This is a genomic window from Halomonas sp. DP3Y7-2 (assembly GCF_019800795.1).
Taxonomy (GTDB): domain Bacteria; phylum Pseudomonadota; class Gammaproteobacteria; order Pseudomonadales; family Halomonadaceae; genus Halomonas; species Halomonas litopenaei_A.
This window is the reverse complement of record NZ_JAHVKJ010000011.1, coordinates 20,632-37,056: the sequence shown is the minus strand read 5'-3', so window position 1 is coordinate 37,056 and position 16,425 is coordinate 20,632. Positions and strand designations below refer to the sequence as shown.

Here is a 16,425-nt window from a genome sequence, read left to right as displayed (position 1 = left end):
CGATAGTACGAACTAAAGGAAGCGGGTTCGCTTTGCAGCCCTCAACTATGAATGAGGCCATGCAGATGGCTGAAATGTTGTCATCCAGTCAGATGGTCCCGAAGACCTACCAGGGAAAGCCACAAGACACACTGGTCGCAATGATGATGGGTTCTGAGCTAGGCCTCAATCCCATCCAGTCACTGCAGAACATCGCGGTCATCAATGGCAAGCCAGCCATCTACGGCGATGCCTTGTTGGCTCTCGTGCAGAGCCACCCGAAATTTGGTGGTCACGAAGAATATTTTGACGACGCCACTATGACGGCCACCTGCTCTGTCTGGCGAAAGGGCGATGACACACGCCATACCGTGTCGTTCAGCAAGGCTGATGCAGAGAAGGCCACCCTATGGGGCAAGCAAGGCCCCTGGCAGAACTACCCCAAGCGGATGCTCATGTGGCGCGCCCGCGGCTATGCGCTGCGAGACAAGTTTGCCGACGCCCTGGGCGGCCTGATCACCGTCGAGGAGGCTCAGGACATTCCTACCGAGCGGGAAATCAATCCGGCAGCCAGCGAACCGGCGCGTCCAGCGCTTGAGCATTATCCCGCCGACTCCTTTAACGCGAATTTTCCGAAGTGGCGAGACGCCATCGAAGCCGGCAAGCGAACGCCTGAGCAGATCATCAATATGGTCAGCAGCAAAGCCGAGCTGAGCGAGGAACAGAAAAAGCAGATCTTGGAGGTAGCAGCATGAAGATCATCGAATTGGTTCAGGGTAGCGACGAGTGGTGCGCCTACCGTTCCCGGTATTTCACTGCTAGCGAAGCCTCGATCATGATGGCCTGCTCGAAGAACGTGAAGCGCAACGAGCTGCTGCACATGAAGGCTACCGGCTCAGAGCAGGAATTCAGTGCGTGGTTCCAGAAGAACGTGCTTGACAAGGGCCACCGCATCGAGGCCACGGCTCGCCCCATCGCGGAGCTCATCGTTGGCGAGGAGCTGTACCCGGTTACTGCGGTGTCTGATGACGGCGCTCTGCTGGCCTCGTTCGATGGCATCACGATGCTTGAGGACGTCGGCTGGGAGTGTAAACAGTGGAACGCTGCGAAGGCTGAGGTCGTGAGTTCGGGGGAGGTGCCGCAAGAGGACTACTGGCAGGTGGTTCAGCAGCTGGTGGTGAGCGGTGCAGAAAAGTGGCTCTACATGGTCACGGACGGCACCGAGGAAAACACTGTCAGCACTTGGGTCACACTCGATGATTTCCATGCCAGTCAGCTTATTGCTGGTTGGGAGCAGTTCAGTGCAGACCTCGAGGCCTATCAGCCTAGCGAGCAGATTGTCGCGCCCCAGGGCGAGGCGCCCGAGGCCCTGCCAGCGCTCAAGATCGACCTGACCGGCATGGTCAAGGCCAGCAACCTGCCGCAGTTCAAGGCGCGGGCCATGGCCATGATCGAAGGCATCCGCACCAAGCTGACTACCGATCAGCACTTCGCTGATGCCGCCGAGACAGTGAAGTTTTTGCAGAAGGGGGAGAAACAGCTCGAGGCCAGCAAGAAGGCTGCTCTGGAACAGACGGCAAGCATCTCGGAGTTGTTCAGCACCATTGATGAGTTGCGCGAGACGATGCGCCAGAAGCGCCTGCATCTCGACAAGCTGGTGAAGGCGGAGAAAGAGAACCGCCGACTAGAGATCCAGCAGAAAGCGCACCAGGCCTTTGACGATTTCTTGGCAAAACTGGATTGCCCGGTGGAGCCGCAGCACAGCTTCAACGTCGCTGGCGCCATGAAGGGTAAGAAGACCATCGCCACCCTGCAGTCTGCGGCCGATGACGAGGTAGCCCGGGCCAAGGTCGAGTGCCAGCAGCTGGCCCAGCAGCTCAACAGCAACCGGGAGCTGTTCGAGCAGGAGCAAGGTGAGTACGGGTTCTTGTTCGCGGATTGGAAAGAGCTGATCTCTAAGGCTCCGGATGATCTGGTGGCAACCATCAAGGTGCGCGTTGCCGAGCATAAGGAGGCGGAGGCGAAGCGGCAGGAGGTTGAGCAAGAGCCAGCCATCCAGACCCACAGCCCGAGCAAGGGCGACCCTGGCTATCGGCCGCCAATCGACACCAGCCGCTTGAATGCAGCAGCCGACAGCTTCAAGCGAGGCAGTGATATCGCTCAGCCAGAGACCGTCACGATTTCCCGTAAAGAGTACGAGGCGCTGCTGGCTGCCCGCGACAAGCTGGACGCACTTGAGGCAGCCGGCGTCGATAACTGGAGCGGTTATGACGATGCCATGGAGCATCTTCGCGCCGCTTGAGCAAACAGGCCCCACACCGGGGCCTTTTTTTGTGGGAGGCGGTATGGAACAGCACCAATGGAAGACCACGGAAAAACGCTACGTGAAGCGCCGTCTCGATGAGGGCGCCACCTACCAGGACATCGCGACAGAGCTGGGGCTTGGGCGTGACCAGGTATGCGGCCTTGCCAGGCGGAGTGGGTTTACCGATCCCATTCGCCAAGGGGCGTGGCGTCGGCGTGACTGGACGGACATCGATCGAACGGTGCGAGACTGCATCGAAGTCCAGTGCATGTCCATTCGTCAGGTCGTCAGCTACCTGCGGCTTCAGGGCATATCGACCTGTTATTCCAGCATCAATAACCGGGTAAAGCTGATGCCCGCTTCGGTCCAGTTTCAGGCCAGCATCAACGCGGCCCGTCGCCAAGCCAGCAACGCCTATCGAATGCGCCTGCGGATCAAGCGGGCGGCATGAATAAACGCGCCGTGCCCGGTGGCGCCAATGACCGGAGCCCAGCCTAGGCGGAGGTGGCGATATAACACCGTCAGCCACTCGGGCGCCGCCCTCCCTTGCTATCTGGTGTCAGCCAGACGTGAGTACCGCCGAAAGCGGGAGGCGTCAGGGGTGGCCGGGTGCCGCACGTGAAGCGGCAATTTCTTCTCCAGCCTCGGCACACGCCGGGGCTTTTTCATGGGAGCACGATCATGTGGTTCAAGAATCTTCATCTCTACCGCGTTCACAGCGCTCATATCTCAAGCCTGGAGTGGCTCGAGCAAGCTCTGGGCGAGCAGGCGTTGCGCGCCCTCGGTGGCAGCGAAGCGCGTCGCGTTGGCTGGGTGACCCCGGCAGGGCGCGGAAGTAATCGCCACCTGCATGTGCTTCAGAGTCATTGCCTCATGAGCATGTGCCGGCAAGAGCGGATCCTTCCAGCCTCGGTGGTGCGAGAGGAAGTCGAGGAGCGAGTCGATGTGATCGAGGGGGAGAAGTGCAGAAAGCTGCGGCGTCAAGAGAAGCAGGCAATCAAGGAGCAGGTTTACGAGGAACTGTTGCCGCGGGCATTCGTGCGGACGCAGCGAGTGGATGTGTGGTGGGACGTGCGCCGCAACCTGGTTGGCGTGGCCACCTCGAGCCGCAAGCGTGCAGAGGAAGCACTGGACCTGCTGCGCGAGACGCTGGGAAGCCTGAAGGTCACGCCTCTTGCCACTCAGGCCCCTCCAATGCGCGCCATGACGACTTGGCTTCGCGATCCTGGCAGCCGACCGGCTGACATGCAGATCGGGGATCGGGTCGAGCTCAAGGCGAAAGGCGATGACGGCGTCGTGCGCGGTCGCCAGGTGGACTTGGACAGCGAAGACATGCAGCACCTGCTGGAGAGCGGGCGCCATGCAAGCAAGCTCGCCCTGGGGATCGAGGGGTGTATGACCTTCGTGCTCCACGATGACCTGGCCGTCAAGGCAATTCGCTTCGATGACGCGCTAATTGATGAGGCGAACGAGGCTGATGACGGCGATGACGCTGTAGCGCGCCTCGAGACCGATTTCCTGCTGATGGCTCAAACCCTGGGCGAAAGCGTGGATCGCGTCGTGGAGTGGATGGGCGGCGAAGCTCAGTAGTACGGCGCGGGCCATAAGGACGACTTGCAAAAATAGCTAGTGGATCAAGTCAGGCTGAGTCTGTGTCTTAATTATTTTAGAAACTGGAGGTTCAAACCAAAAAAGACTTGCCACTCTGCTTGGCCACGCCCTTCGTCAGCTATGGATACCTGTGGTTCAATGAAAAAATTGTATACCGTGCTATCTCTTTTTAGTACTTGCCCAATACCAAGCCCAACAGGAATTCCGTAGTCACCATTATCAAGGTTAAACTGCCAAATTGGTGCACTTCTTAAGTAAGAGCCTCCGCCCAGTTGATAGAACGAAAACGGTTGGAATGCTGCAACATCAAGATCATCTCTATCAGCGTTACCTTCAAAACTCTCTTGCCATGAGAGTAAGTAACCGTACTGAAAATCGGGAGAGGATCCATTAAATAAAACATTGACCAGGCCAGCCGACCATTTTTCACTGCCTACTTCATCTTTTGAAGCCGTCGGTGCTGTGACCTGTGGTCCGACGCCGAAGCTGACAGCTGGATTACCGGTGTCGAACAAGTAGGACGTAAATACATTAAGATCGCCTATACCTGTCTCTGTACTTCCATTGTCGATAACTGGGTAGCTGTTGACGGGTAGTGACGCTCTCATGAGCCAGTTAGACTCACCTAAGCTGAATGGTTGTGCATAACGAAACCAAAATTGATTAGCTTCCTTGTCAGATCCTGATATGTCCCCTATAAAATAATTCTGCATATTGAATGCAGTCATGTTCGCTAATGGATTATTTGCTTGCGCAGGAGATCCAGGAGTTTCACTACCGTAAGAGCACGAAATGTAAAAGACCGATAGAGATGCTGCACAACCCAGAGTTGTAAATTTTCTGTTCATCATCTCACCTTGCTAATGTGGATTTGGAAAGCTTTTAACGTTAATGGTCATCATGTCAATATTATAATGTGTTGAGATTTACGATTTAATAGTGAAATCTCTACACACAATCACCTAATTGTTAGGTGCCTTGTCTGCTGTTCCTTGCTCATTCTATAACTGAGTGAGGGATTCAGCTCTTAGCACCTGTGACCGGAGTTTTGCTACCTGCCTACAAGAGTAGTACACGTTGACGGTTCTCGCGCCAAAGAATCATCTGCCCATGCCACGCTGGTGGTAGCCGTGAGGATGACGGGTCTCGCGAGTGAACCGCGTTGCGATATACAGAAGCCTGGATACGTGCCTCCGAAGGGCTGTGAATAGTGACAGGCGGGGAAGATCCTCTGAACCATACTGTGGGAACTTGGCGCTGCCAGTTTACTTAAAAGTAAGTTAACTATATGTCGATAGTAGAGCCCAATGAATATTTGACGCTTATGCAGCGACCTAGTCGCTTGAGCCAGAACACCCTGGAGATTCTTAGACTGATTCAGTCATCACAACTTGTGCGAGGTGCTATTTCAAAAGCAATAATTGAGGCGTCCCTGCGTGCATGAAACTCATTTTTGTATGACATTAAAACCCTTCTAACGCCATGCTCGCTATATCTTACTACGTCCCACATCGTGCAATCGAATTCTTTTGAAAATCTAGACTCGACTTTTATAGCTATTAATTTCATTGTGGGCCACCATCCTGTTGTGTAAGCAATAATGCTTATATCCTAATAGCAATCTAAAAACAAATTATGTCAGTAGGCTTAATACTTTCTTTGTTGGTGACTCAGATTCCGCATGAGACACGTCTTGCAATATTTGTGTCGTGGCTTAAGATGTAATCCTGATGTCCATAATGCTCAGTTATGATTATCCTCTCTACCTAAAAGGCATCTTTATTTTCATCTTGGTAGCAGCTCTTGCCTTTTGCAGAATCTAAGTGATTTAAGAGTAAAATACAAACAGTATAGACAAAGCCCTAAGTACGCTACCAAAGCCGGAAAAACGGCAGTTTGCCCAGTCTGAAGTGAGGGCGAGAAATTAGGCTTCCTAAGAATTTTAAGTGAAAATGTTTCCAGTTATCAACATCTTAGTTGTCCGTTGACGACTCAGTGGGTGATGGCGCTGGCGAGAGTGGTGAGACAACCTATACTACAGCCATCGCCGATGTTATCTAGGCGTGTCACAGGTAAGTCCTGCATCGAACTTCTGGAGGGTATGTCGTGTTCAAACCTACACGAATAGGGCTTTTCAAACCCAGCCATGTTCCAATAACAGTGCTGCTCTTTGCGACAATCAGTAGTAGCGTATTTGCTCAGGAAAGCTCGAGCGTTGAAAACGAGAACGCACAGGAAAGCGAACAAACCGCATCTGGGAAGCCAAATATCTTGGTTCTGTGGGGCGATGATATAGGGCAGTCAAACATTTCTGCCTACACTCACGGATTGATGGGATATCAGACACCTAATATTGACAGTATCGCGGACCAGGGCATGATGTTCACAGATTATTATGGTGAGCAATCCTGTACTGCAGGGCGGTCGTCATTCATCCTCGGACAAAGTGTCTTTAGGTCCGGATTGTCGAAGGTCGGTATGCCTGGTGCTGAAGAGGGTATAAGTGTAGAGGACCCGACAATCGCTGGTCTTCTCAAGGCCGAGGGTTATGCAACAGGTCAGTTTGGTAAAAACCATCTTGGCGACAGAGATGAGCATCTACCAACGAACCACGGTTTTGATGAGTTTTTCGGAAACTTATATCATCTAAATGCAGAAGAAGAACCAGAGCTTCCTGACTACCCGGGAGATATGGTTCTGGCTAGTGGGGAGACGTTCCGTGAGGCGTATGGACCTCGCGGAGTGATTCGGTCCTCAGCTGACGGTGAAGTAGAAGATACCGGACCTCTTACAAAACAACGTATGGAAACGATAGATGAGGAGTCATCTGCTGCAGCACTTGATTTCATAGAAAGAAAGACAGCAGAAGGAACACCATGGTTTGTTTGGTGGAATGCTACTCGGATGCATTTCAGAACTCATGTTAAAGATGAGATGCGTGGAGTATCTGGTCAAGATGAATACTCCGATGGTATGGTTGAACATGATATGCATGTTGGGCAATTCCTAGAGAAACTTGACGAGCTTGGAATTTCTGAAAACACCATTGTTTTTTACTCAACAGACAATGGTCCTCACATGAACACATGGCCTGATGCAGCCATGACTCCATTTAGGGGCGAAAAGAATACTAATTGGGAAGGTGGATGGCGTGTGCCGGCGATGGTGCGGTGGCCTGGACATATTGAAGAAGGCACAATATCCAATGAAGTAATGCATCACATGGACTGGATGCCTACACTACTTGCAGCCGCCGGAAACGACTCAGTCAAGGATGATTTGATGGAAGGTGGCGTGCAGGCAATAGGTAGAGAGTACAACGTTCATCTCGATGGATACAATTTCCTTCCATTTCTTTTAGGTGAGTCTGAAGAATCACCGAGACATGAGATTTTCTATTTCTCTGATGATGGTGACCTCACCGCTATGCGTTACGATGATTGGAAGTTGATTTTCATGGAGCAGAGAGCTACTGGGACCTTTAAGGTATGGGCGAATCCCTTCACACCTCTCCGCGTTCCGCTGATTTTTAATCTTCGTCGAGATCCATATGAGCGCTCTCAGATCACTTCTAACACCTTCTACGACTGGCAACTCGACCATGCATTCTTGTTTGTTCCAGCCCAGCAGTATGTTGCTCAGTTCCTACAAACCTTCAAGGATTTTCCTCCACGTATGGAGGCAGCCAGCTTCAGTTTGGATAAAGTAATGGAGCAGCTTCAGGATCCTCCCAGTGTTCAATGAAGAGTCAGATAGTAGTAGATGTTGTGTAAGAACTAGCGCGATGTAGAAGTAAAAGATGTTCCCAGTAGGTCGCTAGTCATTAGGGCACGCATGGATGCGTGCCATTTTTTTTCTGAGGAGTCGATATGAAACTTACGCACATACGCACCTTTCAACTTAGTGCACTTTTCTTTCTCTTTCCTACGGTAGTGTACGCTGATCCATTGCCCTCATGGAACGAAGGAAACAACAAGGAAAAAATAATCTCGTTCGTGGAGTCAGTAAGCACTTTCGGTAGCGATGAATATGTTCCTGAGAATAAGAGGATAGCAGTATTTGATAACGACGGTACATTGTGGGGCGAGCAGCCTTTATATTTTCAAATAATTTTTGCCATGAACAGGGCATCTCAGATGCCGCCAGAGATGCTAGAGACAGATGCTCAGAGAGCTGCGGCACAAGGTGATTCAGAAGGAATGCTTAAAGGTGGACAAGAATCACTACAGGAAGTTTTTGATTTAACACACTCGGGGCAGACTGTTGGTGCATTCAGCGAGGCTGTGTCGGACTGGCTTGAAAACTCTCGTCATCCTGAAACAAATCTAAGATATGATGATATGATATATCAGCCAATGCTTGAGCTCCTTTCATACCTGAGGGACAACGAATTTGAGACATATATAGTATCCGCTGGTGGATTACACTTTATGAGAACGTTTGCTTCAAAGGCATACGGTATAGATCCACAAAATGTTATTGGTAGCACCACAAACACTGAAGTATCAGATGAGAATGGCGATTTGGTTATAAGCAAGACGCCGGGGATAGGTTGGTATAATGATGGAAACTCTAAGATAATAGCTATTGATCGACATATTGGACAGAGGCCTATTATCGCCGGGGGCAACTCTGATGGAGATGTTCCGATGATGATATGGACAACTCAGGGGGACGGGCCACGATTAGGCATTATGATCCATCATACAGACAGTGAGCGTGAAGCCTCTTACGATCGGGACAGCGCCATAGGTGGCTTGGATCAAGGGCTTAAAGAAGCAGCAGATAGGGAATGGGCGTTGGTCGATATGGCTAATGACTGGCGAGTAATTTATCCATCCTCTGATTCTCAGTAATATTGGCATTAAATCCTTAAAGATGAAATGTCATAGGACTGATTCTTACTAACGTCAATTACATGTACGGCGACGTGGCAGAAAGTCCTAGCAGCGGGCACCGGCACAACTGGAGCTGTTTAGACAGCACTACCTAGAACTGATGCGAGATCAACAGCCGCCTACCAAGGCGGCTTTTTTTTGCCCAAAAGGAGAGCTTGATCATGACACCTCTGATGCCGCCGAGCGAGGTGGCGGAACTCTTGGCCATCAGTGAGCGCAAGGTCTATGCGATCAAGCACCTGATTGGCTATGTCGCCCTGGGCGGCAACGTTAGGTTTGAGCGAGAGGCGGTCGACGCTTACATTGAGAGCTGCAAGCGCGGCCCCTCACGAGGGGAGCAAGAAAAATGGGTATCACGGTTCGATACCGCGCATCTCGGAGAAGGTGGATCGTCACCGAGTCGGGTGAGCGCGGCAGATATCAGCGAACGTTTGTCACGGAAAAGGAAGCAAAGCAGTTCGCAACGAAGCGAGAGGCTGAACTGAACGAGGCTCAATTCAATGGCCTCATGGGAAGGCAGGAGCGGAGAACCTTCATGGAGGGGCTTCTGCGCTGGGTCGAGGAGTATGACACGAACAGCCAGGGCGCGAGCATTCGTGCAGTCGCTCGCTGGTTCGACGAGAACGCACCGGACGTGCTTCTTGGTCATGAGGTGCTGGATGCCGCCCGGGCGATGCAGAAGGATATGCGCAAGAGGCGGCTCAGCCAAAGCACGATCAATAACCGAACCCAAGTGGTCAAGCGAGTGCTGAGCCTTGCGTATCGGGAGTGGGATTGGCTGGATCAGCCGCTGGACGGCAAGTTGCGCAAGCCTACTCCGAAAAACGAGCGTCATGTCTACCTGACTGCGGGAGACATTCGGCGCTTGGTTGAGGCGGTGCCAGAGGATTGTCCGGAGGAGCGGCGAATCATCACGTTGGCTGCTCTCACTGGGCTGCGCCGCGGCGAACTTCTGTCGCTGGAACCAGGCAACATCCAAGGTGGTCGCATTCTGCTGCGACCAGGGCAGACCAAAAGCGGCAAGGCTCGGGTAGTGCCGCTCCCGGAAGACGGTGCGGCCTTGGTGGCCAATCTTCCGTTTGCATCTGACCCTCACCAACTGAGGAGGGCTTTTGAAGCTGCGCGACGGGCTATTAGGCGTGACGATCTGCGCTTTCATGACCTTCGCCACACCTATGCCAGCCTACTGGCTGAGGCAGGGGAAGTGATGACGACGGTGCAGGCGTTACTGGGCCACAGCAGCTTGGTGGTGACCAGTCGCTACGCGCATATGTTCGACTCGCGTCTGGATCATGTGGCGGGCAGGTTGCCGAAGCTTTGCGACCAAATTGCGACCACTGAGGAGGGCGCCGAGGGACTAGGTGGCGTAAGGCATTGATATTACTGGTGCCCGGAGCCGGGCTCGAACCGGCACGGTGTTACCACCGAGGGATTTTAAGTCCCTTGCGTCTACCAATTTCGCCATCCGGGCAACAAGATCGCCAGCCATGTGGCAATAGAGGAGGGGTGCCGTTGTACCTGGTGCGGCAGGGCAACCATCAGACTTTCCAGAGTATGGGGGTCTGAAAAGAAAAGATGGAGGCTGGAGTCGGAATCGAACCGGCGTACACGGAGTTGCAGTCCGCTGCATAACCACTCTGCCATCCAGCCTCAAGAGTCAACCATCGTTTGTTGATGGAGCGGGAAACGAGATTCGAACTCGCGACCCCAACCTTGGCAAGGTTGTGCTCTACCACTGAGCTATTCCCGCCTGACTCGAGGACGTATTATACGGATAAGTCGGTGACTGTCAAACGCTTTTCCTCGAGTCGATGTTTTTATCAGAGCGAGCGAGCCAGATGGGGCCAAGCGGCCCGCAGGTACTGAATCATCGACCACAGGGTCAGAATGGCGGCAGCGTAGAGGGTTGCGACGCCCGCCTCTGCGATCAGGTGTCCAGGCGGGAAGGCCAGCAGCAACAGCAGCGCCACCATCTGCAGCGTGGTCTTGACCTTGCCGATCCATGAAACGGCAACTGAGCCTCGCTTGCCCATCTCCGCCATCCATTCACGCAGGGCCGAGATGACGATCTCTCGCCCGATGATCACCAGGGCGGGAAGTGTCAGCCAGGCTGCGTCATAGCGCTCGATCAGCAGGGCCAGCGCCACCGCCACCATCAGCTTGTCGGCCACGGGGTCGAGGAAGGCGCCGAAGGGCGTGGATTGATCCCACTTGCGTGCCAGATAACCGTCCAGCCAGTCGGTCACCGAGGCCAGTCCGAAGAGCGCCGCAGCGACCAGCATGCTGGATTCGAAAGGGAGGTAGAAAAGTACCACCAGCAGAGGAATGAAGACGATGCGTGCCAGGGTCAGAATGTTGGGAATGTTCATGGATACCGCTGTCCTTGCTGGAGGGTGCTGTAATAGGGGTCGGGGATGCGCGGTGCCCCGTCAGGGTGATCCATTCTATCCGCGATACCTCAACTCATCCATGCAGAGCGCGGTGAATTGTGTCGGCCATGGTCGCGCTGATGCCAGGGACGCGAGCCAGCTCATCCTTGGTGGCCTGCTTGATGCCTTGCAGTCCACCGAAGAAGCGCAGGAGCTCGCGGCGGCGTTTGGGCCCGACGCCGGGGATATCCTGCAGGGTTGAGGTGCGCCTGGCCTTGTCGCGTTTTGCCCGGTGACCGGCGATGGCGAAGCGATGAGATTCATCGCGGATATGCTGGATCAGATGAAGACCGGGCGAGGTGGGGGGCAGCGCTAAGCTGCGATCGACAGTATCGACGTACAGCGTTTCAAACCCGGCCTTGCGGGTAGTGCCCTTGGCGACGCCGAGTAGCTGGACCTGGGTAACGCCGAGTTCAGCGAGCACGTCCCGTGCCATGTTGAGCTGACCCTTGCCGCCGTCCACTACCAGAATATCGGGGAGCACCCCTTCGCCTTCCGCCAGGCGCTTGAAGCGCCGGGTCAACGCCTGCTGCATCGCCGCATAGTCATCCCCTGGCGCGATGTTCTTGATGTTGAATCGGCGATAGTCGCTCTTGCGCGGTCCGTCCTGGTCAAAGACAACGCAGGAGGCCACCGTCGCTTCGCCGTGGCTGTGGCTGATGTCAAAGCACTCAAGCCGCTGGGGGGTGTGTTCAAGGTCGAGTGCCTGGCGCAAGTCTTCAAAGCGCTTGGCCAGCTGGGTCTGATTCGCCAGCTGTCCCGCCAGCTGCTGCTCGGCGTTGGTCCTGGCCAGCTCCCGCCACTGGGCGCGATGACCACGTACCTTGTCAGTCAGGCGAATGCGTCGCCCAGCATTTTCGCTGAGCGCGCTAGCGATCAGCTCCGCATCTGGTACCGGGTGACTGGTCAGCACGTCAGAAGGGATTTCCCTGGCCTGTCCGAGATAGTACTGGCTGACGAAGTCGCCCAGCAGCTGCGCTTCCCCCAGGTCCAGGTTGTTGGTGGGACTGTAGTGGCGCGCGCCCAGCAGGCGTCCCTGTCGAATAGACAGCACCGAGATGCACAGCGCGCCGGGCTGCGATGCCAGCGCAAAGGCATCAGCGTCGCCGCTGCCAGTATCAACGACTTGGCGCTGCTGCAGGCGGCGAAGGTCCTGAAGCTGGTCTCTCAGGCGCGCGGCCTCCTCGAAATTCAGTGCCTCACTGGCGGCTTCCATTTCCTCGGTCAGCTCCTTGCTGACCGCCTCGCTGCGTCCCTCCAGGCACTGAATGGCATGCTCGATATCGCGGCGATAGTCCTCTTCGCTGATGTAGTCGACGCAGGGAGCACTGCAGCGCTGGATCTGGTACTGCAGACAGGGACGAGTGCGGTGGGCGAAGACACTGTCCTCGCAATTGCGGATGCGAAACACCTTCTGCATCAAGGACAAGGTGTCTCGTACCGCGTTGCTGCTGGGATAGGGGCCAAAGTAGCGCCCGTCCTGGTGCCGTGTACGGGCGCGCTTGTACTCCAGCGCGGGATAGGGGTGTCGATCGCTGACAAACACAAAAGGATACGACTTGTCGTCACGCAGCAGGATGTTGTACGGCGGGCGCAGCTGCTTGATCAGGGTCTGCTCGAGCAGCAGAGCTTCCGTCTCGCTGTTGGTGACCGTGACCTGTATATCGTGGATGCGGCTCACCAGCGCCTGTGTCTTGGCATTCAAGGCGCCGCGGAAATAGCTGGCGAGACGAGGCTTGAGACGACGAGCCTTGCCAATGTACAGGGTGTTGGACTGGTCATCGTACATCCGGTAGATACCGGGCGATTCACTGACCGTCTCAAGAAAGCGTCGAGCGTCGAAGGTCATAGGCGAGCGTGGCGTGTTCCGTTGGCGTAGCATCGTCGAGCCATGCTACCAGAGCAATGAACACGCTGCGTCAATTGCTGCGCACCAGGTTGTCGGTGCAGAAGGGCAAGAATCTAGGTAAACGCCTTAAGGAAGCGAAAGACGCTATCAGCAGGAAGGACGGTCTAGGGAACGGGGGGACGACATGCTGCGTTGGTTGGGGCTGAAACAGAAAAGAAAAAGAGAAGGGACGTTCGACAGACCGTCACAGGGTGTGCGCGCCGACATCTGATGGCAGATGAGAGGGTTCGGCGCGCCGCCATATCGTCAGTCTTCCTTGAAGCCCTCGACCAGCCCGTGTCGCAGGCCCAGGTGAGTCAACGCCACATCGGAGTTGACCCCGAGCTTTTCGAAAATGCGATAGCGGTAGGTGTTGACCGTCTTGGGACTTAAGAACATGCGATCTGCAATATCGGCAACGCGCTGAGCGTTGACAATCATCATGGCCACTTGCAGCTCGCGCTGGGACAGCTGATCGAAGGGGTTTTCCTCGTGATCGATGCGTGACAGCACCAGCCGCTGAGCGATCTCCGGGCTGACAAAGCGCTGGCCGGCAAATACCGCGCGGATAGCCTTTACCATTTCGTCATGCTGGGAGCCCTTACTGATAAATCCATGGGCACCGGCTTCCAGCAGGCGCTGGGCAAAGGCCTCTTCGATAAAAGCGGTCAGCACCAGAATGCGGATATCCGAGGTCAGGCGCCGAATCTTGCGCGTCGCCTCCAAGCCCCCGATGCCTGGCATGCGTATGTCCATGACCACCACATCCGGATTGAGGCGCCGGGTCTGCGCAATGGCTTCTTCACCATCGGCAGCCTCGCCCACCACATTGATGTCTTTTTCTGCGTTCAGCAGATGAACGATACTGGTGCGAACCAGGTGATGATCGTCAGCGACGAGAACTCTGATCAATGCCGATACTCCTGGAAAAGGTGATGTCTGGGACCATGGGGTTGACCGAGTAGAGCAAGTGCTCCGTCAGAGTCCTTCTCATGATGCTTTGCGGTAGGTTGTCACAGTTTGTTCCTAAGGGGAATTGGGTTGCCAGGGGGTGGCGACGTTTCCGGCATAGCAATATTGATAGTGTGCCCGTTCTTTGTTAAGCGGTTAATGCTTTGCGTTTTACTTATATGCGGGCGCCTCATGAGTAGTGCTACAGAGCTCGCAACGTATTGGTCGAACTGGCTTACCTCTATCAACTTTGCCGCTGTAGTGTATCAGTCGTGATGACGATAAGGGTGAAAATAGGCATGCTCGATGCCCCGTTAAAGGTGAGAGTGCACACTTTATTGGTGATTGAGGGGGATCTTCGGTGACGTACTATTCTCTGAACTGACTCAGATGGTTGACCGAGATCAATCGTGGGTGAGGTTGTCGTGCGAGTCATCGGGGTGAAGCGTATGGGACGCCCGCCACGCAGCGTCTGGACGGCATCGGTAGCATGGAAGCGATAGCACTCTAGCGGTACCTGGTCGACCAAAGTTGGTCCCTGACACGCTTGCACAGGATGTGATGCACATCTAGATTCAGCCTGACTGGTATGACACGTATACAGTCGTCCTATCAGGGCGTCAGATTGACGAGCGGTTTACCGGTCCCACATCCATCCGTCCAAGAGCACGGGAGAATAACAAGATGCGCTCCAACCAACGCCAGTCGTCACACCGTCTCGCACGTCGATCCCTCCTGGCGGTCGCCGTCGGCCTGAGTATGTCCGCTGCGGCTCAGGCAGAGACCCTGACCTTTGCCCACGTCTACGAAACGTCCGAGCCCTATCACGAGTGGGCAGTGTGGGCAGGAGAAGAAATCGAGAAGCGAACCGATGGTCGCTATTCCGTTGAAGTGCACCCTGCATCTTCTCTGGGTAAGGAAGCGGACATCAATGAGGGGCTAAGTCTTGGTACCGTCGATCTGATCTTTACCGGCAATCAATTCGCTGGCCGTTCCTACGGACCGATTGGCATTGCCGGGGCTCCCTACATGTTCCGCGATGTCGACCACTGGCAGGCCTATGTGGACAGTGACCTCTTCGCCGAGATCGCCCAGGGCTACGAAGAGGCTACGGGCAACGTCCCGCTGGCCATGAACTACTATGGCAAGCGCCACACTACCTCAAATGTCGCCATCGATACTCCGGCGGACATGGAGGATCTCAAGATTCGGGTGCCCAACGCACCGATGTACATGATGTTCCCCGAGGCGGTCGGTGCCAACCCGACCCCGATTGCATTCGCCGAAGTCTATCTGGCCCTGCAGCAGGGCGTGGTGGACGCGCAGGAAAACCCGCTGCCCACGATCAAGGCCAAGGCATTCTATGAAGTGCAGGACTACATCAACCTGACCGGCCACATTACCGACTCGCTGATCACTATCGCTGGCGGCCCGCTGTGGAATCGGCTGTCCGAAGAGGATCGGGCGATCTTCCGCGATGTCTACCAGCAAGCCGGCGAGAAAATCACCGCAGATATCCTGCAACAGGAGCAGGACTTGATTGCCTGGTTCGAAGAGCAGGGCGTCACGGTCAACGAGGTCGATACCGAACCTTTCCGTGAGGCGGTATTGCCTGCCCATAACGGTGACGTGGCGACCTGGGATCAGGAAACCTACGACCGTCTCCAGGCCATCGGCCAGTAATCCACGGCCGGGGAGGGCGCTGGACGCCCTCCCCGAAGGAGACTATCGATGACACATTCTGATGAAGGTGCTGACATCCATCATGCACCTGATGGGGCGGCGCGCCCGTCACCCGATGCCGGCCCATCTTCGGGGCAAGGCCCGAGCCAGCAAACAACCGTCGCATTTGACGTTCCCGAGGACGACGACGCCATTCGCAAGGGTGACGTTGGCCTCGAGGACTACCTGACCCTGGTGGTGTTCTGGTTACTGGCGCTGGATGTCTTTGTGCAGTTCTTCAGCCGCTATGTCCTCGGCAACTCGCTGGCCTGGACGGAAGAGATCGCTCGCTACCTGCTGGTCGCCGTCGGGTTTCTTGGCAGCGCCATGGCGGCGCGCAAGGGCTCGCATATCGCAGTGGAGTTCTTCTATCGCTATCTGTCGGAGCCGGTCGCCCGCACCATGTGGACCCTGGTCGACCTGGTGCGGATTGCCTTTCTCGGCATGCTGGCCTGGATTACCTGGCAGCTGGCGGGACGCACCAATTCGATGATGGTGTCGATAGACCTGCCCAAGAGCCTGCTTTACTACGTGGTCTTCGTCGGCGTGGTGCTGATGCTGGTGCGGTCCATTCAGCTGGCGATTCGCCACTGGAAGACGGGCGAGAGCGAACTGATGTGCCGTGAAGACGACTGACAAGGA

13 protein-coding genes, 3 tRNA genes and 1 pseudogene are annotated in these 16,425 nt (G+C 55.0%); 10 read left to right on the top strand and 7 right to left on the bottom strand.

The genetic code is table 11. The features are described from left to right. Window positions 1–59: 59 nt before the first annotated feature. From KUV45_RS15750 to KUV45_RS15735, 4 genes are all read left to right on the top strand, one after another. A complete protein-coding gene (locus KUV45_RS15750; RefSeq protein WP_222163277.1) occupies window positions 60–734 on the top strand; it encodes a recombinase RecT in 675 nt (224 codons plus the stop codon). After that, the gene (locus KUV45_RS15745; RefSeq protein WP_222163276.1) at window positions 731–2,281 is read left to right on the top strand and encodes a YqaJ viral recombinase family protein; all 1,551 of its coding nucleotides are present in this window, start codon (window positions 731–733) and stop codon (window positions 2,279–2,281) included. Before KUV45_RS15750 ends, KUV45_RS15745 begins: the two co-directional genes overlap by 4 nt. 43 nt (window positions 2,282–2,324) lie before the next feature. Then, a complete protein-coding gene (locus tag KUV45_RS15740; protein ID WP_222163275.1) occupies window positions 2,325–2,735 on the top strand; it encodes a hypothetical protein in 411 nt (136 codons plus the stop codon). 230 nt (window positions 2,736–2,965) lie between these two features. Further along, the gene (locus KUV45_RS15735; protein ID WP_222163274.1) at window positions 2,966–3,874 is read left to right on the top strand and encodes a recombination-associated protein RdgC; all 909 of its coding nucleotides are present in this window, start codon (window positions 2,966–2,968) and stop codon (window positions 3,872–3,874) included. Between the two features lie 71 nt (window positions 3,875–3,945). On the opposite strand, the gene KUV45_RS15730 is transcribed toward KUV45_RS15735, so the two are convergent. Beyond that, the gene (locus tag KUV45_RS15730; protein WP_222163273.1) at window positions 3,946–4,743 is read right to left on the bottom strand and encodes a hypothetical protein; all 798 of its coding nucleotides are present in this window, start codon (window positions 4,741–4,743) and stop codon (window positions 3,946–3,948) included. A 1,258-nt stretch (window positions 4,744–6,001) separates the two neighbouring features. Between KUV45_RS15730 and KUV45_RS15725 the strand changes: the two genes are divergently transcribed. The 4 genes and pseudogenes from KUV45_RS15725 (at window position 6,002) to KUV45_RS15710 (ending at window position 10,171) form a co-directional block, all read left to right on the top strand. Continuing rightward, window positions 6,002–7,639, top strand: coding sequence for an arylsulfatase (locus KUV45_RS15725; RefSeq protein WP_222163272.1), 1,638 nt, complete (start codon window positions 6,002–6,004; stop codon window positions 7,637–7,639). Window positions 7,640–7,764: 125 nt separating this feature from the next. Next, complete coding sequence (locus tag KUV45_RS15720) at window positions 7,765–8,751, top strand: HAD family phosphatase (RefSeq protein WP_222163271.1); 987 nt, start codon at window positions 7,765–7,767, stop codon at window positions 8,749–8,751. Between the two features lie 203 nt (window positions 8,752–8,954). Further along, window positions 8,955–9,095, top strand: a pseudogene (locus KUV45_RS20490) (helix-turn-helix domain-containing protein); the annotation flags it as partial. Window positions 9,096–9,139: 44 nt separating this feature from the next. Beyond that, window positions 9,140–10,171: a site-specific integrase gene (locus KUV45_RS15710; protein WP_224852078.1), complete on the top strand. Its 1,032-nt coding sequence runs from the start codon at window positions 9,140–9,142 to the stop codon at window positions 10,169–10,171. A 6-nt stretch (window positions 10,172–10,177) separates the two neighbouring features. Here KUV45_RS15710 and KUV45_RS15705 read toward each other — a convergent pair. The 6 genes from KUV45_RS15705 to KUV45_RS15680 form a co-directional block, all read right to left on the bottom strand. Then, window positions 10,178–10,264: transfer RNA gene (locus KUV45_RS15705), tRNA-Leu, on the bottom strand. A 105-nt stretch (window positions 10,265–10,369) separates the two neighbouring features. Further along, window positions 10,370–10,443 (bottom strand) — tRNA-Cys (locus tag KUV45_RS15700). 25 nt (window positions 10,444–10,468) lie between these two features. Further along, a tRNA-Gly gene (locus KUV45_RS15695) sits at window positions 10,469–10,543 on the bottom strand. 70 nt (window positions 10,544–10,613) lie between these two features. After that, entirely contained in the window at window positions 10,614–11,162 is a 549-nt protein-coding gene (gene pgsA, locus KUV45_RS15690) for a CDP-diacylglycerol--glycerol-3-phosphate 3-phosphatidyltransferase (protein ID WP_206944553.1), read from the bottom strand. A gap of 94 nt (window positions 11,163–11,256) precedes the next feature. Then, window positions 11,257–13,071, bottom strand: coding sequence for an excinuclease ABC subunit UvrC (uvrC, locus tag KUV45_RS15685; protein WP_222163268.1), 1,815 nt, complete (start codon window positions 13,069–13,071; stop codon window positions 11,257–11,259). A gap of 306 nt (window positions 13,072–13,377) precedes the next feature. After that, window positions 13,378–14,022 carry a response regulator gene (locus KUV45_RS15680; protein WP_045994188.1) on the bottom strand — a complete coding sequence of 215 codons (645 nt, stop codon included), beginning with the start codon at window positions 14,020–14,022 and terminating at the stop codon, window positions 13,378–13,380. A 723-nt stretch (window positions 14,023–14,745) separates the two neighbouring features. Here KUV45_RS15680 and KUV45_RS15675 point away from each other — a divergent pair. Both KUV45_RS15675 and KUV45_RS15670 read left to right on the top strand, forming a co-directional pair. Continuing rightward, window positions 14,746–15,744 carry a sialic acid TRAP transporter substrate-binding protein SiaP gene (locus tag KUV45_RS15675; protein ID WP_206944551.1) on the top strand — a complete coding sequence of 333 codons (999 nt, stop codon included), beginning with the start codon at window positions 14,746–14,748 and terminating at the stop codon, window positions 15,742–15,744. A gap of 48 nt (window positions 15,745–15,792) precedes the next feature. Beyond that, window positions 15,793–16,419, top strand: coding sequence for a TRAP transporter small permease (locus tag KUV45_RS15670; RefSeq protein ID WP_206944549.1), 627 nt, complete (start codon window positions 15,793–15,795; stop codon window positions 16,417–16,419). Window positions 16,420–16,425 lie beyond the last annotated feature (6 nt).

Bases quoted from the DNA above. Each gene is read 5' to 3' on its own strand.
- KUV45_RS15750 (WP_222163277.1), top strand. From the start codon at position 60: ATGCAGATGGCTGAAATGTTGTCATCCAGTCAGATGGTCCCGAAGACC.
- KUV45_RS15745 (WP_222163276.1), top strand. From the start codon at position 731: ATGAAGATCATCGAATTGGTTCAGGGTAGCGACGAGTGGTGCGCCTAC.
- KUV45_RS15740 (WP_222163275.1), top strand. From the start codon at position 2,325: ATGGAACAGCACCAATGGAAGACCACGGAAAAACGCTACGTGAAGCGC.
- KUV45_RS15735 (WP_222163274.1), top strand. From the start codon at position 2,966: ATGTGGTTCAAGAATCTTCATCTCTACCGCGTTCACAGCGCTCATATC.
- KUV45_RS15730 (WP_222163273.1), bottom strand. From the start codon at position 4,743: ATGAACAGAAAATTTACAACTCTGGGTTGTGCAGCATCTCTATCGGTC.
- KUV45_RS15720 (WP_222163271.1), top strand. From the start codon at position 7,765: ATGAAACTTACGCACATACGCACCTTTCAACTTAGTGCACTTTTCTTT.
- KUV45_RS15710 (WP_224852078.1), top strand. From the start codon at position 9,140: ATGGGTATCACGGTTCGATACCGCGCATCTCGGAGAAGGTGGATCGTC.
- pgsA (WP_206944553.1), bottom strand. From the start codon at position 11,162: ATGAACATTCCCAACATTCTGACCCTGGCACGCATCGTCTTCATTCCT.
- uvrC (WP_222163268.1), bottom strand. From the start codon at position 13,071: ATGACCTTCGACGCTCGACGCTTTCTTGAGACGGTCAGTGAATCGCCC.
- KUV45_RS15675 (WP_206944551.1), top strand. From the start codon at position 14,746: ATGCGCTCCAACCAACGCCAGTCGTCACACCGTCTCGCACGTCGATCC.
- KUV45_RS15670 (WP_206944549.1), top strand. From the start codon at position 15,793: ATGACACATTCTGATGAAGGTGCTGACATCCATCATGCACCTGATGGG.